We start from the raw sequence: 18586 nt of genomic DNA, 5'->3' as shown, positions 1-18586 counted from the left end.
TCTGAACGCACCGGCGAGACTCCGTCCCATGGGAGCACTGATGAGCGTCGCACCGAAGGCGTCCGCGTCCAGCTGGCCGATGCCGCCGGAGGGCGGCTGGACCGCCGACGACCTGGACCGGCTTCCGAATCTTCCTCCGCACACGGAATTGATCGACGGGAGCCTGGTCTTCGTGAGTCCGCAGACCATCTTTCACACACGCGCTGTCGACTTCTTCAATTGGCAGCTTCAGTCCTTGGCCCCCGCTGATCTTGAGGTGTTCCGCGAGTTCACCATCGACATCGACCGCCAGAACCGCCCCGAGCCGGATGTGGTGGTCGTACGCGAAGACGTCGTGGAGGACGGGGGGCAGACCCGGTTCCCCGCAGAGGCCGTCCTCCTCGCCATCGAGGTCGTCTCCGAGGACTCCGTCTCGCGCGACCGCGAGACCAAGCCGCTGAAGTACGCCCGAGCGAGGATCCCGCACTACTGGCGGGTCGAGAACGAGAACGGCCGCGCCACGGTGCACACCTTCGAGCTGGAGCCCACCACCGGCACGTACGCCAGCACCGGCATCTTCCGCCAGCGGCTGAAGACGGACTTCCCCTTCCCCGTGGACCTGGACCTCACCGGGATCAGGACGCGCCGCACCCCGCAGCAGTAGCGCCGGCCGGCGCAGACGACGGCCCGGTACCCCGACGCGGGTACCGGGCCGTCGTACGTGACAGGACCGGCGGCTCAGCGCACGAACACCCCCGCCTGGCTCGCCAGGTCCAGGAAGTACTGCGGCGCCACACCGAGCACCAGCGTGACCGCCACGCCCACGCCGATCGCCGCCATGGTCAGCGGGGACGGTACGGCGACGGTCGGGCCCTCGGGGCTGGGCTCGCTGAAGAACATCAGCACGATCACCCGGATGTAGAAGAACGCCGCGATGGCCGAGGAGATCACACCGACCACGACCAGCGGGGCCGCCCCGCCCTCCGCCGCCGCCTTGAACACGGCGAACTTCCCGGCGAACCCGGAGGTCAGCGGAATGCCCGCGAAGGCCAGCAGGAACACCGCGAACACGGCGGCCACCAGCGGTGACCGGCGGCCGAGCCCCGCCCACTTGGACAGGTGCGTCGCCTCGCCGCCGGCATCGCGCACCAGGGTCACCACGGCGAACGCGCCGATCGTCACGAACGAGTACGCGGCCAGGTAGAACAGGACGGACGAGACGCCGTCCTTCGAGGTCGCGATGACACCCGCGAGGATGAATCCGGCGTGCGCGATGGACGAGTACGCCAGCAGCCGTTTGATGTCGGTCTGGGTGATGGCGACGATCGCGCCGCCCAGCATGGTGATGATCGCGACGGCCCACATGACCGGCCGCCAGTCCCAGCGCATGCCGGGCAGCACGACGTACAGCAGCCGGAGCAGCGCGCCGAAGGCCGCCACCTTGGTCGCCGCCGCCATGAAGCCGGTCACCGGGGTCGGGGCGCCCTGGTAGACGTCCGGCGTCCACATGTGGAAGGGGATCGCGCCGACCTTGAAGAGCAGGCCCATCACCACCATCGCGGCGCCGATCAGCAGCAGCGCGTCGTTGCCCATGGTGTTGGCGAGCGCCGGGTCGACGCCGGTGACCGTGCCGTCGACGACCTGCGCGATCGTCGCGTAGGACACCGAGCCCGCGTAGCCGTACAGCAGCGCGATGCCGAACAGCGTGAACGCCGAGGCGAACGCGCCGAGCAGGAAGTACTTGACGGCCGCCTCCTGCGACATCAGCCGCTTGCGGCGGGCGAGCGCGCACATCAGGTACAGCGGCAGCGAGAAGACCTCCAGGGCCACGAAGAGCGTCAGCAGGTCGTTGGCCGAGGGGAACACCAGCATCCCGGCGACCGCGAAGAGCAGCAGCGGGAAGACCTCGGTGGTGGTGAAACCGGCCTTGACGGCGGCCTTCTCGCTGTCACTGCCCGGCACGGAGGCGGCCTGCGCCGCGAAGGAGTCCACCCGGTTGCCGTGCGCCGCCGGGTCGAGCCGCCGTTCGGCGAAGGTGAACAGGCCGACCAGGCCGGCCAGCAGGATCGTGCCCTGCAGGAACAGCGACGGTCCGTCGACCGCGATCGCGCCCATGGCCGCGATGTGCGCCTTGGTGGTGCCGTAGCCGTCGGCCGCGAGGGCGACGACCGCGGCGAAGGCGGCGGCCAGTGCGACCGCTGACACGAACACCTGTGCGTAGTAACGGGACTTGCGGGGGACGAACGCCTCGATCAGCACCCCGATGAGCGCCGCGCCGACGACGATCAGGGTCGGTGACAGCTGTCCGTATTCGATCTTCGGCGCGTCGATCTTCGAGATCGGGTCGGCCGCGGTTGTCCACAGGCTGTGGACGGCTGCTGCGCTCACTTGGCCGCCTCCACCTCGGGCTTGGGGTCCTTCTTGTGTACGTCGGACATGGTCTGCTTGACCGCCGGGTTGACGATGTCCGTGACGGGCTTCGGGTAGACGCCCAGGAAGATCAGCAGCACGATCAGCGGGGCCACGACCACCAGCTCACGCACGCGGAGGTCGGGCATCGCGGAGACCTGCGGTTTCACCGGGCCCGTCATCGTCCGCTGGTAGAGGACGAGCGTGTAGAGCGCGGCGAGGACGATGCCGAAGGTGGCGATGATCCCGATCACCGGATAGCGCGTGAACGTGCCGACCAGCACCAGGAACTCACTCACGAAGGGCGCGAGCCCCGGCAGCGACAGGGTGGCCAGGCCGCCGATCAGGAACGTGCCGGCGAGCACCGGGGCGACCTTCTGCACCCCGCCGTAGTCCGCGATGAGCCGCGAACCGCGCCGGGAGATCAGGAAGCCCGCGACCAGCATCAGCACGGCCGTGGAGATGCCGTGGTTGACCATGTACAGCGTCGCCCCGGACTGGCCCTGGCTGGTCATCGCGAAGATGCCCATGATGATGAAGCCGAAGTGCGAGATCGAGGCGTAGGCCACCAGCCGCTTGATGTCCCGCTGGCCGACCGCCAGCAGCGCCCCGTAGACGATGCTGATCAGCGCCAGTACGAGGATGACGGGTGTCGCCCACTTGCTCGCCTCCGGGAACAGCTGGAGGCAGAAGCGGAGCATCGCGAAGGTGCCCACCTTGTCGACGACCGCCGTGATGAGCACGGCGACCGGGGCGGTGGCCTCCCCCATGGCGTTGGGCAGCCAGGTGTGCAGCGGCCACAGCGGCGCCTTCACCGCGAAGGCGAAGAAGAAGCCCAGGAACAGCCAGCGCTCGGTGCTCGTCGCCATGTGCAGCGAACCGCCCGCCCGGGCCTGGGCGATCTCCGTGAGCGAGAAGCTCCCGGCGACCACGTACAGGCCGATCACCGCGGCCAGCATGATCAGACCGCCGACCAGGTTGTAGAGCAGGAACTTCACCGCCGCGTAGGACCGCTGGGTCGACGCCGCCTCCTCCCCGTGCTCGTGGGCATGGTCCCCGAAGCCGCCGATGAGGAAGTACATCGGGATCAGCATGGCTTCGAAGAAGATGTAGAAGACGAAGACGTCGGTGGCCTCGAAGGAGATGATCACCATCGCCTCGACGGCCAGGATCAGCGCGAAGAAGCCCTGGGTGGGCCGCCAGCGGCGGCTGCCGGTCTCCAGCGGGTCGGCGTCGTGCCACCCCGCGAGGACGATGAACGGGATCAGCAGGGCGGTCAGCGCGACGAGCGCCACCGCGATGCCGTCGACGCCGAGCTCGTACCTGACCCCGAAGTCCGCGATCCAGGCGTGGGACTCGGTGAGCTGGAAGCGGGGGCCGCCCGGGTCGAAGCGGACCAGGACGACGACCGCCAGGGCGAGCGTGGCGAGCGAGAACAGCAGCGCGAGCCACTTGGCGGCGGTACGCCGCGCGGCCGGTACGGCGGCCGTGGCGACCGCACCGACGGCCGGGAGCGCCGCCGTCGCTGTCAGCAGAGGAAAGGACATCGGTATCAGACCGCCCTCATCAGCAGGGTCGCGGCGACCAGGAGTGCCGCGCCGCCGAACATCGAGACCGCGTAGGAGCGCGCGAAGCCGTTCTGCAGCCGGCGCAGCCGTCCGGACAGGCCCCCGAAGGAGGCCGCGGTGCCGTTGACGACCCCGTCGACCAGGGTGTGGTCGACGTACACCAGGGAGCGCGTGAGGTGCTCGCCGCCGCGCACCAGGACCACGTGGTTGAAGTCGTCCTGGAGCAGGTCGCGCCGGGCGGCGCGGGTGAGCAGCGACCCGCGCGGGGCGACGGCCGGGACGGGCTTGCGCCCGTACTGGGCCCAGGCGATGCCCACGCCGATGACGAGGCACACCATGGTGGCGCCGGTGACCGTCCAGGCACTGACCGGCGAGTTGCCCTCGCTGTGCCCGGTGACCGGCTCCAGCCAGTGCAGGAAGCGGTCGCCGAGGTGGAAGAAGAAGCCGCCGAAGACCGACCCGACGGCCAGCACGATCATCGGGATCGTCATGACCTTGGGCGACTCGTGCGGGTGCGGCTCGGCGTGCTCACCGTGGTGTTCGGCCGCGGGCTCGGCGCTCGGTGCCTCGGGAGAACGAGTGGGCTGGTCGCGCCAGCGCTCCTCCCCGAAGAACGTCATCAGCATCACGCGGGTCATGTAGAACGCGGTGATGGCCGCGCCCAGCAGGGCCACGCCGCCGAGGATCCACCCCTGGGTGCCGCCCTTGGCGAAGGCCGCCTCGATGATGGCGTCCTTGGAGTAGAAGCCCGACAGGAACGGGAAGCCGATGATGGCGAGGTAGCCGAGCCCGAAGGTGACGAAGGTGACCGGCATGTACGTGCGCAGGCCGCCGTACTTGCGCATGTCGACCTCGTCGTTCATGCCGTGCATGACCGAACCGGCGCCGAGGAACAGACCGGCCTTGAAGAAGCCGTGCGTCACCAGGTGCATGATCGCGAAGACGTAGCCGATGGGGCCGAGACCCGCCGCCAGCACCATGTAGCCGATCTGCGACATGGTCGAGCCGGCCAGCGCCTTCTTGATGTCGTCCTTCGCGCAACCGACGATCGCACCGAACAGGAGCGTGACCGCGCCGACCACGGTCACCACGAGCTGCGCGTCGGGCGCGGCGTTGAAGATGGCCGCGGAGCGGACGATCAGGTAGACGCCCGCGGTCACCATCGTCGCGGCGTGGATGAGGGCGGAGACCGGGGTCGGGCCCTCCATCGCGTCCCCGAGCCAGGACTGCAGCGGCACCTGGGCGGACTTGCCGCAGGCGGCGAGCAGGAGCATCAGGCCGATGGCGGTGAGCCTGCCCTCGGAGGCGCCGCCGACGTGGCTGAAGACCGGGCCGAAGGCGAAGGACCCGAAGGTCGTGAACATCAGCATGATCGCGATCGACAGGCCCATGTCGCCGACGCGGTTGACCAGGAAGGCCTTCTTCGCCGCGGTCGCCGCGCTGGGCTTGTGCTGCCAGAAGCCGATCAGCAGGTAGGAGGCGAGACCGACGCCCTCCCAGCCGACGTACAGCAGCAGGTAGTTGTCGGCGAGGACCAGCAGGAGCATCGCCGCGAGGAACAGGTTCAGGTAGCCGAAGAAGCGGCGGCGGCGCTCGTCGTGCTCCATGTACCCGACGGAGTACAGGTGGATCAGCGAGCCGACGCCGGTGATCAGCAGGACGAACGTCATCGACAGCTGGTCCAGGCGGAAGGTGACGTCCGCCTGGAAGTTCCCGACCGAGATCCACGTGTACAGGTGCTGGATCAGGGTGCGGTGTTCGGCGTCCTTGCCGAGCAGGTCGGCGAAGAGGATCAGGCCGAACACGAAGGAGACGGCCGACAGGAGCGTGCCGATCCAGTGGCCGACGGCGTCCAGCCGCCGGCCGCCGACCAGCAGGACGGCCGCTCCGAGCAGGGGCGCCGCGATCAGCAGCGCGATCAGGTTCTCCACGATTCTCCCGACCCCTTACAGCTTCATCAGGCTGGCGTCGTCGACCGAGGCCGAGTGGCGGGTGCGGAACAGCGACACGATGATCGCCAGACCGACGACGACCTCGGCGGCGGCCACGACCATCGTGAAGAAGGCGATGATCTGGCCGTCGAGGTTGCCGTGCATCCGGGAGAAGACGACGAACGCGAGATTGCAGGCGTTGAGCATCAGCTCGATGCACATGAACACGACGATCGCGTTGCGCCGGACGAGGACGCCGGTCGCGCCGATCGTGAACAGCAGTGCCGCGAGATACAGGTAGTTGACGGGGTTCACTTCGACGCCTCCTCGGCCCGCTTGAAGTTCGCCGGCTCGATCGGCGTGCGCTCCAGGCGCTCCTCCGCGCGCTGTTCCAGGGCCCGCAGGTCGTTGAGGGCCTCCGTCGACACGTCACGGATCTGGCCGCGCGCGCGCAGCGTCTTGCTGACCGTGAGCTCGGACGGGGTGCCGTCGGGCAGCAGGCCCGCGATGTCGACGGCGTTGTGCCGGGCGTACACGCCGGGCGCCGGCAGCGGCGGCACGTGCGTGCCCTGGCGGACGCGCTGTTCCGACAGCTCGCGCTGCGTCTTGGCGCGTTCGGTCCGCTCGCGGTGGGTGAGCACCATGGCCCCGACGGCTGCCGTGATGAGCAGGGCGCCGGTGATTTCGAAGGCGAACACGTACGTGGTGAAGATGAGGGACGCCAGGCCCTGCACGTTGCCGTGCGCGTTCGCCTGGCCGGTGCCGTCGAACTCCTTCAGGGAGGCGTTCCCGATGCCCGCGAGCAGCAGGACACCGAAGCCGACCCCGCACAGCAGGGCCAGCCAGCGCTGGCCCTTGATGGTCTCCTTCAGCGAGTCCGCGGCCGTGACGCCGACGAGCATCACCACGAACAGGAACAGCATCATGATCGCGCCGGTGTAGACGACGATCTGGACGATCCCCAGGAAGTAGGCGCCGTTGGCGAGGTAGAACACCGCCAGGACGATCATGGTGCCGGCGAGACAGAGCGCGCTGTGCACGGACTTCTTCATGAAGACGGTGCACAGGGCGCCGAGCACGGCGACGGTGCCGAGGACCCAGAACTGGAAGGCCTCTCCGGTGGAGGTGGAGTAGGCGGCGAGCTGCGCGGTCATCGGCCGGTCACCTTCCCCGAGGCGGGTTCGTCCGCGCCGAAGGCCGAGGCGGCCTCCTGCGGCACCTCGCCCTTGGAGCGGGCCACCTGCCGTACGGTCCCGGGCGCGGCCTCGGTGACCAGGCCCCGGTAGTAGTCCTGCTCGTCCATGCCCGGGTAGATGGCGTGCGGGGAGTCGACCATGCCCTCCTCGAGTCCGGCGAGCAGTTGCTCCTTGGTGTAGATGAGGTTGGCGCGGCTGCTGTCGGCCAGCTCGAACTCGTTGGTCATCGTCAGCGCGCGCGTGGGGCACGCCTCGATGCACAGGCCGCACAGGATGCAGCGGGCGTAGTTGATCTGGTAGACGCGGCCGTACCGCTCGCCCGGCGAGTAGCGTTCCTCGTCGGTGTTGTCGGCGCCCTCGACGTAGATGGCGTCGGCGGGGCAGGCCCAGGCGCACAGTTCGCAGCCGACGCACTTCTCCAGGCCGTCCGGATGGCGGTTGAGCTGGTGCCGTCCGTGGAACCGCGGGGCCGTGGTCTTCTTCTGCTCCGGGTACTGCTCGGTCAGCCGCTTCTTGAACATGGCCTTGAAGGTCACGCCGAAGCCGGCCACCGGGTTCTGGAAGCCGGGCTTCGTCTGCCCGGCCTCCTGGGGCTCCTCAGCCATCGGACGCCTCCTTTCCATCCGTAGATCCGTCACTGACAGTGTCCGGCCCACCACTGACAACCAGCTCCCCCTCGCGGCGCGAGCGGCGCCGGGGCACCGGCGGCAGCTCCTGCCCGGGCAGCGGCGGCACGGGGAATCCGCCGGCCATCGGGTCGAACGCGGCCGGCTGGGGGGCGGACGGTTCGGCCGCCTTGGCCTTGTCGCGGAAGATGTCGGCGACGAAGGACAGCAGGAGCAGGGCCAGGACGGCGCCGCCGACGTAGAGGGCGATGTCGGCGAAGTCGTAGTTCTCGTTCCTGAGGGTCCGCACGGTCGCGACGAGCATCAGCCACGTCACGGAGACCGGGATGAGCACCTTCCAGCCGAGCTTCATCAGCTGGTCGTAGCGGACGCGCGGGAGCGTGCCGCGCAGCCAGATGAAGAAGAACAGCAGCAGCTGGACCTTGATCACGAACCAGAGCATCGGCCACCAGCCGTGGTTCGCGCCCTCCCAGAAGGTGCTGACCGGCCAGGGGGCGCGCCAGCCGCCGAGGAACAGGGTGGTCGACACGGCCGAGACCGTCACCATGTTGACGTACTCGGCGAGCATGAACATCGCGAACTTGATCGACGAGTACTCGGTGTTGAAGCCGCCGACCAGGTCGCCCTCGGACTCCGGCATGTCGAAGGGGGCGCGGTTGGTCTCGCCCACCATGGTGACGATGTAGATGATGAAGGAGACCGGCAGCAGCAGGACGTACCAGCGGTCGTGCTGCTGTTCGACGATCGTCGACGTCGACATCGAACCCGAGTAGAGGAACACCGAGGCGAACGCCGCGCCCATGGCGATCTCGTAGGAGATCATCTGCGCGCAGGAGCGCAGGCCGCCGAGGAGCGGATAGGTGGAGCCGGAACTCCAGCCCGCCAGCACGATGCCGTAGATGCCGACCGAGGCGACCGCGAGGATGTAGAGCATCGCGATCGGCAGGTCGGTGAGCTGCATCGTGGTGCGGTGCCCGAAGATCGAGATCTCGTTGCCGGCCGGTCCGAAGGGGATCACCGCGATCGCCATGAAGGCCGGGATGGCCGCGACGATCGGCGCGAGGACGTACACCACCTTGTCCGCGCGCTTGACGATGACGTCTTCCTTCAGCATCAGCTTGATGCCGTCGGCGAGCGACTGGAGCATGCCCCAGGGGCCGTGCCGGTTGGGGCCGATGCGCAGCTGCATCCAGGCGACGACCTTGCGCTCCCACACGATGGAGAACAGCACGGTCACCATCAGGAAGGCGAAGCAGAAGACGGCCTTGACGACGACCAGCCACCAGGGGTCGCGGCCGAACATCGAGAGGTCTTCAGCGGCGAGGTACGGGCTCATGCCTCCACCTCCTTGGGGGCCTGTTCGGCGAGTGCCGCCGGGCCGATGCGGACGAGGGTGCCGGGCTGTGCCCCGGTGTCGGAGGCGACGCCGCCGCCGACGGAGTTCAGCGGGAGCCAGACCACCCGGTCGGGCATCTCGGTGACCTGGAGCGGGAGTTCCACGGTCCCGGCGGGGCCGGTCACCGCGAGGGCGTCGCCGTCCTTGACGCCCGCCTCGGCGGCCGTCGCGGCGGACAGGCGCGCGCGTGCCGCGTGCCGGGTTCCGGCGAGCGCCTCGTCGCCCTCCTGGAGCACGCCCTGGTCGAGCAGCAGCCGGTGCCCGGCGAGCACGGCCTCCCCGGCGGCGGGACGCGGCAGCACACCCGCCGTTCCCAGCGGCGCGGAGGCCCGCGGTCCGTCCCAGGCGCCGAGCCGGTCCAGTTCCGCGCGCGTGGTCCGCAGGTCCGGCAGGCCGAGGTGGACGTCCATGGCGTCGGCCAGCATCTGCAGCACCCGCGCGTCGGACGGTGCCAGGCGACGGGTCATCTGGTCCGGCTTGAGCGCGGCCTCGAAGGAGCGGACCCTGCCCTCCCAGTTGAGGAAGGCGCCCGCCTTCTCGGCGACCGCGGCGACCGGCAGGACGACGTCGGCGTGCGCGGTGACCTCGCTGGGCCGCAGCTCCAGCGACACCACGAAACCGGCCTCCTGCAGCGCCTCACGCGCACGCGCCGGATCCGGCAGGTCGGCGACCTCCACACCGGCGACCAGCAGGGCCTGGAGTTCACCGCCGGCGGCGGCCTCGATGATCTGGGCGGTGTCGCGGCCGTAGCGGTGCGGGAGTTCGGCCAGCCCCCAGACGGCGGCGACCTCCTCACGCGCGCGCGGGTCGGTAGCCGGACGCCCGCCCGGCAGCAGCGACGGCAGCGCACCCGCCTCGATCGCGCCGCGCTCCCCCGCCCGCCGCGGGATCCACACCAGCCGCGCTCCGGTCGCGGACGCGGCGCGTACGGCGGCGGTGAGGCCACCGGCGACCGAGGCCAGCCGCTCACCGACGACGATCACCGCGCCCTCGGTGCGCAGCGCCTCGCCGGCCAGCATCCCGGCGTCCTCGAGGCCGACACCGCCGGCGAGGGCGTCCAGCCACTCGGGCTCGGTGCCGGGAGCGGCCGGCAGCAGGGTGCCACCCGCCTTCTCCAGGCCGCGCGTGGCGTGCGTGGCCAGCGAGAACACCTTCTGCTTGCGCTTGCGCCAGGCCTTGCGCAGCCGCAGGAAGACGCCGGGCGCCTCCTCCTCGGACTCGAACCCGACCAGCAGGACGGCGGGCGCCTTCTCGAGGGAGGCGTAGGTCACGCCCGTACCTCCCCCGGACTCCGTCCGGGGGGACCCCCAGAGGTCATGGCCGCGCCCCGCCACCCGGGCCGCCAGGAAGTCGGCCTCCTCGCCGCTGTGCACGCGCGCGCGGAAGTCGATGTCGTTGGTGCCGAGGGCCACGCGGGCGAACTTGCTGTACGCGTAGGCGTCCTCGACGGTGAGGCGTCCGCCGGTGAGGACACCGGTCCGGCCGCGCGAGGCCAGCAGGCCCTGGGCGGCGATCTGCAGCGCCTCCGGCCAGGAGGCCGGTGCCAGCTCGCCCTCGGCGTTTCGCACCAGCGGCGTGTCGAGCCGGTCCTTGACCTGCGCGTACCGGAACGCGAAGCGTCCCTTGTCGCAGATCCACTCCTCGTTGACCTCGGGGTCGTCGGCGGCGAGCCGCCGCATGACCTTGCCGCGCCGGTGGTCGGTACGGGTCGCGCAGCCGCCCGAGCAGTGCTCGCAGACCGACGGCGACGAGATCAGGTCGAACGGGCGGGAGCGGAAGCGGTAGGCCGCCGAGGTGAGCGCGCCGACCGGGCAGATCTGGATGGTGTTGCCGGAGAAGTACGACTCGAACGGGTCGCCCTCGCCGGTGCCGACCTGCTGGAGCGCGCCCCGCTCGATCAGCTCGATCATCGGGTCGCCCGCGACCTGGTGGGAGAACCGGGTGCAGCGGGCGCACAGCACGCACCGCTCGCGGTCGAGCAGTACCTGTGTGGAGATCGGGACCGGCTTCTCGTAGGTCCGCTTCCTGCCGCCGAAGCGGGACTCGGCGTTGCCGTGCGACATGGCCTGGTTCTGCAGCGGGCACTCGCCGCCCTTGTCGCAGACCGGGCAGTCCAGCGGGTGGTTGATGAGCAGCAGCTCCATCACACCGTGCTGGGCCTTCTCGGCGACGGGTGAGGTGAGGTGGGTCTTCACCACCATCCCGTCGGTGCACGTGATCGTGCAGGACGCCATCGGCTTGCGCTGGCCCTCGACCTCGACGATGCACTGGCGGCAGGCGCCGGCCGGGTCGAGCAGGGGGTGGTCGCAGAAGCGGGGGATCTCGATGCCGAGCTGTTCGGCGGCCCGGATGACCAGGGTGCCCTTGGGGACGCTGATCTCGATGCCGTCGATCGTCAGCGTGACGAGGTCTTCCGGCGGGACCGCCGCCTGTCCCCCGCCCGTGGGAGAACTGGTGGTCACGGTCATGCGTTCACCTCCGGGCGGTCCGCCCAGGCCGTCGACTTGGCCGGGTCGAAGGGACAGCCCCGGCCCGTGATGTGCTGCTCGTACTCCTCGCGGAAGTACTTGAGCGAGGAGAAGATCGGCGAGGCGGCGCCGTCGCCGAGGGCGCAGAAGGACTTGCCGTTGATGTTGTCGGCGATGTCGGCGAGCTTGTCGAGGTCGGACGTGACGCCCTTGCCGGCCTCGATGTCCCGCAGCAACTGCACCAGCCAGTACGTTCCCTCGCGGCAGGGCGTGCACTTGCCGCAGGACTCGTGGGCGTAGAACTCGGTCCAGCGGGTCACGGCCCGCACGACGCAGGTGGTCTCGTCGAAGCACTGCAGTGCCTTGGTGCCGAGCATGGATCCCGCGGCGCCCACTCCTTCGTAGTCGAGCGGGACGTCGAGGTGCTCGTCGGTGAACATCGGCGTCGAGGAGCCGCCGGGAGTCCAGAACTTCAGCCGGTGCCCGGGGCGCATCCCGCCGCTCATGTCGAGGAGCTGACGGAGTGTGATGCCGAGCGGGGCCTCGTACTGGCCGGGGCTGGCGACGTGGCCGCTGAGCGAGTAGAGCGTGAAGCCCGGGGACTTCTCGCTGCCCATCGACCTGAACCATTCCTTGCCGTTGTTCAGGATGGCGGGAACCGACGCGATCGACTCGACGTTGTTCACCACAGTGGGGCACGCGTAGAGGCCCTCGACGGCAGGGAAGGGGGGACGCAGCCGCGGTTGACCACGGCGGCCTTCGAGCGAGTCGAGCAGTGCGGTCTCCTCACCGCAGATGTACGCGCCGGCACCGGCGTGCACGGTGAGCTGGAGGTCGAGTCCGCTGCCCAGGATGTTCTCGCCGAGGTAGCCCGCCGCGTAGGCCTCGCGCACGGCCTCGTGCAACCGCCGCAGGACGGGGACGACCTCGCCCCGCAGATAGATGAAGGCATGCGACGACCTGATGGCGTAACACGCGATGACGATGCCCTCGATGAGGCTGTGCGGATTGGCGAACAGGAGCGGGATGTCCTTGCAGGTCCCGGGCTCCGACTCGTCGGCGTTGACAACCAGATAGTGCGGTTTTCCATCTCCCTGCGGAATGAACTGCCACTTCATTCCCGTCGGGAACCCCGCGCCGCCCCGTCCGCGCAGACCGGACTCCTTGACGTACGCGATCAGGTCGTCCGGTGACATGGCGAGGGCCTTGCGGAGCCCCTCGTACCCCTCGTGCCTCCGGTAGACGTCCAGCGTCCAGGACCTGTCCTCGTCCCAGAATGCCGACAGCACGGGTGCGAGCAGCTTCTCCGGGCTGGTGTCCTTGAGTTCGGCGGCCACGCTCATCACTCACCCTCCTCGGCGGTAGGCCCTGCCGGGTGGGAGGGGTCTGAGGCCGATGTCTCCTGCGGCGCGTCGTGCGAACTGAGGTGTTCGGCCGGCGACGGCTCGTTCGCCGCCCGGTCCTGCGGTTCGTCGTGCGGTCCGCCGTCCCGCGGATGCACCACCCGCGCGGGTGCGGCCTCTCCCCTCGCCAGGCGGAGGCCCACCAGCGAAGCGGGTCCCGCGCCGCCGCTCTCCTCGACGGCCCCTGGCCGCTCGTCGGGGAAGCCGGCCAGGATCCGGGCGGTCTCCTTGAAGGTGCACAGGCGGGCCCCGCGGGTGGGCTCGACGGGCCGTCCCGCGCGCAGGTCGTCGACCAGGCGGGTGGCGCTGGCCGGGGTCTGGTTGTCGAAGAACTCCCAGTTCACCATCACGACCGGCGCGTAGTCGCAGGCCGCGTTGCACTCGATGTGCTCCAGCGTGATCTTGCCGTCGTCGGTGGTCCCGCCGTTCGGGACGCCCAGGTGCTCCTGGAGCTCCTCGAAGATCGCGTCGCCGCCCATGACCGCGCACAGGGTGTTGGTGCAGACACCGACCTGGTAGTCACCGGACGGCCCCCGCCGGTACATGGTGTAGAAGGTGGCGACCGCGGTGACTTCCGCCGTGGTCAGCTCCAGCATGTCCGCGCAGAACCGCATCCCGGTGCGCGTGACGTGGCCCTCCTCCGACTGCACCAGGTGCAGCAGCGGCAGCAGGGCCGATCGGGAGTCGGGGTAGCGGGCGATGATCTCGCGCGCGTCCGCCTCCAGCCGGGCCCGGACATCGTCCGGGTAGCCGGGCGCCGGCAGCTCGGGCATGCCGAGGCTGACGCCCCGCTCCGAAGAAGAGGTGGTCACCGGTCGACGCCTCCCATCACGGGGTCGATGGACGCGACGGCGACGATGACGTCGGCGACCTGGCCGCCCTCGCACATCGCCGCCATGGCCTGCAGGTTGGTGAAGGACGGGTCGCGGAAGTGGACCCGGTAGGGGCGGGTGCCGCCGTCGGACACCGCGTGCACCCCGAGCTCGCCCTTGGGTGACTCGACCGCCGCGTACGCCTGTCCCGGCGGGACGCGGAAGCCCTCCGTGACCAGCTTGAAGTGGTGGATCAGGGCCTCCATGGAGGTACCCATGATCTTCTTGATGTGGTCGAGGGAGTTGCCGAGGCCGTCCGGTCCCAGCGCGAGCTGGGCGGGCCAGGCGATCTTCTTGTCGGCGACCATGACCGGGCCCGGCTGCAGCCGGTCCAGGCACTGCTCGATGATCCTGAGCGACTGGCGCATCTCCTCCAGGCGGATCAGGAAGCGGCCGTAGGCGTCGCAGGAGTCCGCGGTCGGGACCTCGAAGTCGTACGTCTCGTAGCCGCAGTACGGCTGTGTCTTGCGCAGGTCGTGCGGCAGTCCGGCGGCGCGCAGGATCGGGCCGGTGGCGCCGAGGGCCATGCAGCCGGACAGGTCGAGGTAGCCGATGTCCTGCATGCGGGCCTTGAAGATGGGGTTCCCGGTGGCGAGCTTGTCGTACTCCGGGAGGTTCTTCTTCATCTTCTTCACGAACTCGCGGATGTGGTCCACCGCGCCGGGCGGCAGGTCCTGCGCGAGTCCGCCGGGGCGGATGTACGCGTGGTTCATCCTGAGGCCCGTGATGAGCTCGTAGATGTCGAGAATCATTTCACGATCACGGAATCCGTAGATCATGATCGTGGTGGCGCCGAGTTCCATGCCGCCGGTGGCGATGCACACCAGGTGGGAGGACAACCGGTTCAGCTCCATCAGGAGCACCCGGATGATCTCGGCCCGCTCGGTGACCTGGTCCTCGATGCCGAGGAGTTTCTCGACGGCGAGGCAGTAGGCGGTCTCGTTGAAGAAGGACGTCAGGTAGTCCATGCGCGTCACGAACGTGGTGCCCTGCGTCCACGTGCGGAACTCGAGGTTCTTCTCGATGCCGGTGTGGAGGTAGCCGATGCCGCAGCGGGCCTCGGTGACCGTCTCGCCCTCGATCTCCAGGATCAGGCGGAGCACCCCGTGGGTGGAGGGGTGCTGGGGACCCATGTTGACGACGATGCGCTCGTCGTCGGCGCGGGCCGCGGACTGGACGACCTCGTCCCAGTCGCCACCGGTGACCGTGTAGACGGTGCCCTCGGTGGTCTCACGTGCCGACGCGGCGGACGCGGCTGCTGACTGCGTGCTCACGAGTACGACCTCCGCTGGTCCGGAGCCGGGATCTGGGCGCCCTTGTACTCGACGGGGATGCCGCCGAGGGGGTAGTCCTTGCGCTGCGGGTGGCCCTGCCAGTCGTCCGGCATCATGATCCGGGTCAGGGCCGGGTGGCCGTCGAAGACGATCCCGAAGAAGTCGTACGTCTCGCGCTCGTGCCAGTCGTTGGTCGGGTACACGGGGACGAGCGACGGGATGCGCGGGTCGCCGTCGGGGGCGCTCACCTCGAGGCGGATCAGCCGGTTGTGGGTGATCGAACGCAGGTGGTAGACGGCGTGCAGTTCCCGGCCCTTGTCGTGCGGGTAGTGGACGCCGCTGACGCCGGTGCACAGCTCGAAGCGCAGGGCCGGGTCGTCGCGCAGGGTCCTCGCGACGCGCGGCAGGTGCTCGCGCTCGATGTGGAAGGTGAGCTCACCGCGGTCCACGACCGTCTTCTCGATCGCGTTGCCGGGCAGCAGGCCCTGTTCCTCCAGCGCGCCCTCGAGTTCGTCGGCGACCTCGTCGAACCAGCCGCCGTAGGGCCGGGTGGCCGGTCCCGGGAGCCGGATCGAGCGGACCAGGCCGCCGTAACCGGAGGTGTCGCCACCGTTGTTGGCGCCGAACATGCCGCGCTGGACGCGGATCTCCTCGCCGCCCTGGCCGCGCCGGCCGGGGAGGTTGGCGGCCTGGAGGTCCGTCTCGGGGTTGACCCCGTTCGCGGACCCGTTCACGGCGCCGGTGCCGTTCGCGTCGCTCACCGCAGCAGCCCCTTCATCTCGATCGTGGGCAGGGCCTTGAGGGCCGCCTCCTCCGCCTCGCGGGCCGCTTCCTCGGCGTTCACGCCGAGCTTGGAGGACTGGATCTTCTGGTGGAGCTTGAGGATCGCGTCCATCAGCATCTCGGGGCGGGGCGGGCAGCCGGGCAGATAGATGTCCACCGGGACGATGTGGTCGACGCCCTGGACGATCGCGTAGTTGTTGAACATGCCGCCGGAGGAGGCGCAGACGCCCATGGAGATCACCCACTTGGGGTTGGGCATCTGGTCGTAGACCTGCCTGAGCACCGGCGCCATCTTCTGGCTGACCCGGCCCGCGACGATCATCAGGTCCGCCTGGCGCGGTGAGCCCCGGAAGACCTCCATGCCGAAGCGCGCCAGGTCGTAGCGGCCGGCTCCGGTGGTCATCATCTCGATGGCGCAGCAGGCGAGGCCGAACGTGGCGGGGAAGACGGACGCCTTGCGCACCCAGCCCGCGGCCTGCTCGACGGTGGTGAGCAGGAAACCGCTCGGCAGCTTTTCTTCGAGTCCCATGTCCTAAAGGCCCCTCAGTCCCATTCCAGGCCGCCGCGCCGCCACACGTACGCGTAGGCGACGAAGACGGTGAGCACGAAGAGCAGCATCTCCACGAGCCCGAAAACACCCAGGGCGTCGAAGGTGACGGCCCAGGGGTAGAGGAAGACGATCTCGATGTCGAAGACGATGAAGAGCATCGCCGTCAGGTAGTACTTGATGGGGAAGCGCCCGCCGCCGGCCGGCGTGGGGGTCGGCTCGATACCGCACTCGTAGGCTTCGAGTTTGGCGCGGTTGTACCGCTTCGGACCGATCAGCGTGGCCATGACCACGGAGAAGATCGCAAAGCCTGCCCCGAGGGCTCCCAGTACGAGGATGGGCGCATACGCGTTCACCGCTCCTCGCTCCTCTCAGTCGGCACTGACTGCTGGCGGTTGCGTCGGACCATCCGCCTCACCGGTCCCACGAACCCCGCTCGTCCTGGGCGAAGATCGAGAACATGTGAAGCAGGTCACAAGCCCGACTGCCTCGCATCTTATGCCCGCCGCTCTGTGATCTGCGACACGGCGTATTGCACAAGCTTTGTGATCTCCACCACCTGACGAACGATCATGAAGTCGGATGAGCAGTGATCTTCGCACCGGAAGCGTCCGAGTGATCACCAGAGGTGACATTTTCGCTCGTCATCGCAGGCCGGAGGGTGCGTCTCACTATCAAGAGAGTTCCCTTGCATGCAAATTGGCACGGGGCGCCGGGTCCTGATAGAGGCCCGCGTTCACACATCAGAAGGAGGCGCGGTGCGGGATGTGGACGCGTGCACGCGTTCACGAAGTCCGTGACGTGACCGGGCCGTGACCGGGCCGTGATCCGCGCGCGGGACGCGGCCCCACCGGTGACCGTTCCGTGACCTCCGCCACATTCATGAGAGGAGTCTGAGAACCGGGCTTGGCCACGGAACGCGACCGATGGTAGGCAGAGGGCAATTCGGACGTAATCATGAAAACCCATGATCAACGGCTTGATCACCGACGCCCGTAATGTCCGTTACGGCGTCAATAAAGAATGACACGAGGGGGTTTCAGGGGCCCGATTGAGTAAATGTGGCGCAGCACACGTTTCTTGAAGATATGAAGGAGCCCCTGGTACCGCTTGTTCCCATGTCCCACACCGCTCACATACGCAGCCACCGGAAGCCCCGCCGCAGCGCGTCGAAAATCGCGATGCGGGCCGGAGTGGCCGGTGGCGTCCTCAGCACCCTGGCAGTCGCCGGGGCGTCCGGCGCGGCGAACGCCGCCGAGCCGGTGACGCAGACCCTCGAACTGCCCACCCTGACGGCCGACGTGGCCACCCAGGTCGCCCGGTCCGCGGACGCCACCCAGCAGGCCGCCGCGAACTACGAACTGCAGGCCGAGCGTGACGCGGCCGCCGCAAAGGCCGCCAAGCAGGCCAAGTCGGACCTCGCTGAGGCGAAGCAGAAGGCGGCGGCCAGGAAGAAGGCCGCGCAGGAGGCGGCCCGCAAGGCGGCCGCCGCCCGCGCCTCGCGCACCTCCGAGCGGACCACCCTCTCCGCCTCCGCCTCCGCCACGGTGCACACCAGCACCTCCACGAGCACGTCCACGGCCACGGGTTCGGCCGCCGCCGTCGTCGCGTTCGTCAAGGCGCAGATCGGCAAGGCGTACGTCTCCGGTGCCACCGGCCCGTCCGCCTACGACTGCTCCGGCCTGGTGCAGACCGCCTTCAAGCAGGTGGGCATCAGCCTTCCGCGCGTCTCGCAGGACCAGTCGACCGCGGGCACCCAGGTGTCGCTGAGCAACCTCCAGCCCGGCGACATCCTGTACTGGGGCGGCGCGGGCAGCGCCTACCACGTCGCGGTGTACGTGGGTGACGGCATGTTCGTCGGCGCGCAGAACCCCTCCAGCGGCGTCGGGGAGCACCCGCTCTCCTACGACCCGCCGACCGGCGCCGTGCGGGTGCTCTGACCGCACCTCACTCCGACGCGTGAAGGGCCGCAGCCACTCGGGGGGCAGCGGCCCTTCGGCGTGTCCCGTTCGGCCGGGCCGGCCATGACGGTGTCCGACATGTCGGATACACCGTCAGTCCGGCGCCGAGCAGCCCCTCGAGCGGTCAGGCCCGGCCGGCCGGGCCGCCGGACGCCGGGGCCGCCCACCGGGCC

16 protein-coding genes are annotated in these 18586 nt (G+C 69.4%); 2 read left to right on the top strand and 14 right to left on the bottom strand.

Annotated features, from left to right (window positions below; all coding sequences use genetic code 11):
* The first annotated feature begins 40 nt into the window (after positions 1–40).
* Entirely contained in the window at positions 41–643 is a 603-nt protein-coding gene (locus tag ABZX30_RS14070; RefSeq protein ID WP_355932980.1) for a Uma2 family endonuclease, read from the top strand.
* 74 nt (positions 644–717) lie between these two features.
* On the opposite strand, the gene nuoN is transcribed toward ABZX30_RS14070, so the two are convergent.
* Genes nuoN through ABZX30_RS14000 form a run of 14 tightly spaced genes read right to left on the bottom strand, consistent with a single transcriptional unit; the run spans position 718 to position 16808 of the window.
* Positions 718–2367, bottom strand: a complete 1650-nt coding sequence (nuoN, locus tag ABZX30_RS14065) for an NADH-quinone oxidoreductase subunit NuoN (RefSeq protein ID WP_355932977.1) — start codon at positions 2365–2367, stop codon at positions 718–720.
* Positions 2364–3935 carry an NADH-quinone oxidoreductase subunit M gene (locus ABZX30_RS14060; protein ID WP_355932975.1) on the bottom strand — a complete coding sequence of 524 codons (1572 nt, stop codon included), beginning with the start codon at positions 3933–3935 and terminating at the stop codon, positions 2364–2366. The genes nuoN and ABZX30_RS14060 overlap by 4 nt, the downstream gene beginning before the upstream one ends.
* Before the next feature lie 5 nt (positions 3936–3940).
* Positions 3941–5887, bottom strand: coding sequence for an NADH-quinone oxidoreductase subunit L (gene nuoL, locus ABZX30_RS14055; protein WP_355932972.1), 1947 nt, complete (start codon positions 5885–5887; stop codon positions 3941–3943).
* Between the two features lie 15 nt (positions 5888–5902).
* Positions 5903–6202: an NADH-quinone oxidoreductase subunit NuoK gene (gene nuoK, locus ABZX30_RS14050; protein ID WP_355932970.1), complete on the bottom strand. Its 300-nt coding sequence runs from the start codon at positions 6200–6202 to the stop codon at positions 5903–5905.
* Positions 6199–7041 carry an NADH-quinone oxidoreductase subunit J gene (locus tag ABZX30_RS14045; protein ID WP_355932967.1) on the bottom strand — a complete coding sequence of 281 codons (843 nt, stop codon included), beginning with the start codon at positions 7039–7041 and terminating at the stop codon, positions 6199–6201. The genes nuoK and ABZX30_RS14045 overlap by 4 nt, the downstream gene beginning before the upstream one ends.
* On the bottom strand, positions 7038–7688 hold the full coding sequence (gene nuoI / locus ABZX30_RS14040) for an NADH-quinone oxidoreductase subunit NuoI (protein WP_355932965.1): 651 nt from the start codon (positions 7686–7688) through the stop codon (positions 7038–7040). The genes ABZX30_RS14045 and nuoI overlap by 4 nt, the downstream gene beginning before the upstream one ends.
* Entirely contained in the window at positions 7681–9045 is a 1365-nt protein-coding gene (nuoH, locus tag ABZX30_RS14035) for an NADH-quinone oxidoreductase subunit NuoH (RefSeq protein ID WP_355932962.1), read from the bottom strand. Before nuoH ends, nuoI begins: the two co-directional genes overlap by 8 nt.
* Entirely contained in the window at positions 9042–11573 is a 2532-nt protein-coding gene (locus ABZX30_RS14030; RefSeq protein WP_355932959.1) for an NADH-quinone oxidoreductase subunit G, read from the bottom strand. The genes nuoH and ABZX30_RS14030 overlap by 4 nt, the downstream gene beginning before the upstream one ends.
* Positions 11570–12919, bottom strand: coding sequence for an NADH-quinone oxidoreductase subunit NuoF (gene nuoF, locus ABZX30_RS14025; RefSeq protein ID WP_355932956.1), 1350 nt, complete (start codon positions 12917–12919; stop codon positions 11570–11572). The genes ABZX30_RS14030 and nuoF overlap by 4 nt, the downstream gene beginning before the upstream one ends.
* Positions 12916–13788, bottom strand: a complete 873-nt coding sequence (gene nuoE / locus ABZX30_RS14020; protein WP_355932954.1) for an NADH-quinone oxidoreductase subunit NuoE — start codon at positions 13786–13788, stop codon at positions 12916–12918. The genes nuoF and nuoE overlap by 4 nt, the downstream gene beginning before the upstream one ends.
* Positions 13785–15122, bottom strand: a complete 1338-nt coding sequence (locus tag ABZX30_RS14015; RefSeq protein ID WP_355932951.1) for an NADH-quinone oxidoreductase subunit D — start codon at positions 15120–15122, stop codon at positions 13785–13787. The genes nuoE and ABZX30_RS14015 overlap by 4 nt, the downstream gene beginning before the upstream one ends.
* Entirely contained in the window at positions 15119–15883 is a 765-nt protein-coding gene (locus tag ABZX30_RS14010; protein ID WP_355932948.1) for an NADH-quinone oxidoreductase subunit C, read from the bottom strand. Before ABZX30_RS14010 ends, ABZX30_RS14015 begins: the two co-directional genes overlap by 4 nt.
* Positions 15880–16434, bottom strand: coding sequence for an NADH-quinone oxidoreductase subunit B (locus tag ABZX30_RS14005; RefSeq protein ID WP_007383964.1), 555 nt, complete (start codon positions 16432–16434; stop codon positions 15880–15882). The genes ABZX30_RS14010 and ABZX30_RS14005 overlap by 4 nt, the downstream gene beginning before the upstream one ends.
* A gap of 14 nt (positions 16435–16448) precedes the next feature.
* Positions 16449–16808, bottom strand: a complete 360-nt coding sequence (locus ABZX30_RS14000; RefSeq protein ID WP_007383963.1) for an NADH-quinone oxidoreductase subunit A — start codon at positions 16806–16808, stop codon at positions 16449–16451.
* A gap of 762 nt (positions 16809–17570) precedes the next feature.
* Between ABZX30_RS14000 and ABZX30_RS13995 the strand changes: the two genes are divergently transcribed.
* On the top strand, positions 17571–18392 hold the full coding sequence (locus ABZX30_RS13995) for a C40 family peptidase (RefSeq protein WP_355932945.1): 822 nt from the start codon (positions 17571–17573) through the stop codon (positions 18390–18392).
* Positions 18393–18586 lie beyond the last annotated feature (194 nt).

Source organism: Streptomyces sp. NPDC004542, assembly GCF_040610035.1.
GTDB lineage: Bacteria > Actinomycetota > Actinomycetes > Streptomycetales > Streptomycetaceae > Streptomyces.
The sequence above is the reverse complement of the archived record's forward strand: the minus strand, read 5'-3'. Positions and strand labels throughout refer to the sequence as shown.

What these genes read in the sequence shown, in the direction of transcription:
- ABZX30_RS14045 (WP_355932967.1), bottom strand. Translation starts at nt 7,041, where the DNA reads ATGACCGCGCAGCTCGCCGCCTACTCCACCTCCACCGGAGAGGCCTTC.
- nuoI (WP_355932965.1), bottom strand. Translation starts at nt 7,688, where the DNA reads ATGGCTGAGGAGCCCCAGGAGGCCGGGCAGACGAAGCCCGGCTTCCAG.
- ABZX30_RS14070 (WP_355932980.1), top strand. Translation starts at nt 41, where the DNA reads ATGAGCGTCGCACCGAAGGCGTCCGCGTCCAGCTGGCCGATGCCGCCG.
- ABZX30_RS14005 (WP_007383964.1), bottom strand. Translation starts at nt 16,434, where the DNA reads ATGGGACTCGAAGAAAAGCTGCCGAGCGGTTTCCTGCTCACCACCGTC.
- ABZX30_RS14060 (WP_355932975.1), bottom strand. Translation starts at nt 3,935, where the DNA reads ATGTCCTTTCCTCTGCTGACAGCGACGGCGGCGCTCCCGGCCGTCGGT.
- ABZX30_RS13995 (WP_355932945.1), top strand. Translation starts at nt 17,571, where the DNA reads ATGTCCCACACCGCTCACATACGCAGCCACCGGAAGCCCCGCCGCAGC.
- nuoH (WP_355932962.1), bottom strand. Translation starts at nt 9,045, where the DNA reads ATGAGCCCGTACCTCGCCGCTGAAGACCTCTCGATGTTCGGCCGCGAC.
- ABZX30_RS14030 (WP_355932959.1), bottom strand. Translation starts at nt 11,573, where the DNA reads ATGACCGTGACCACCAGTTCTCCCACGGGCGGGGGACAGGCGGCGGTC.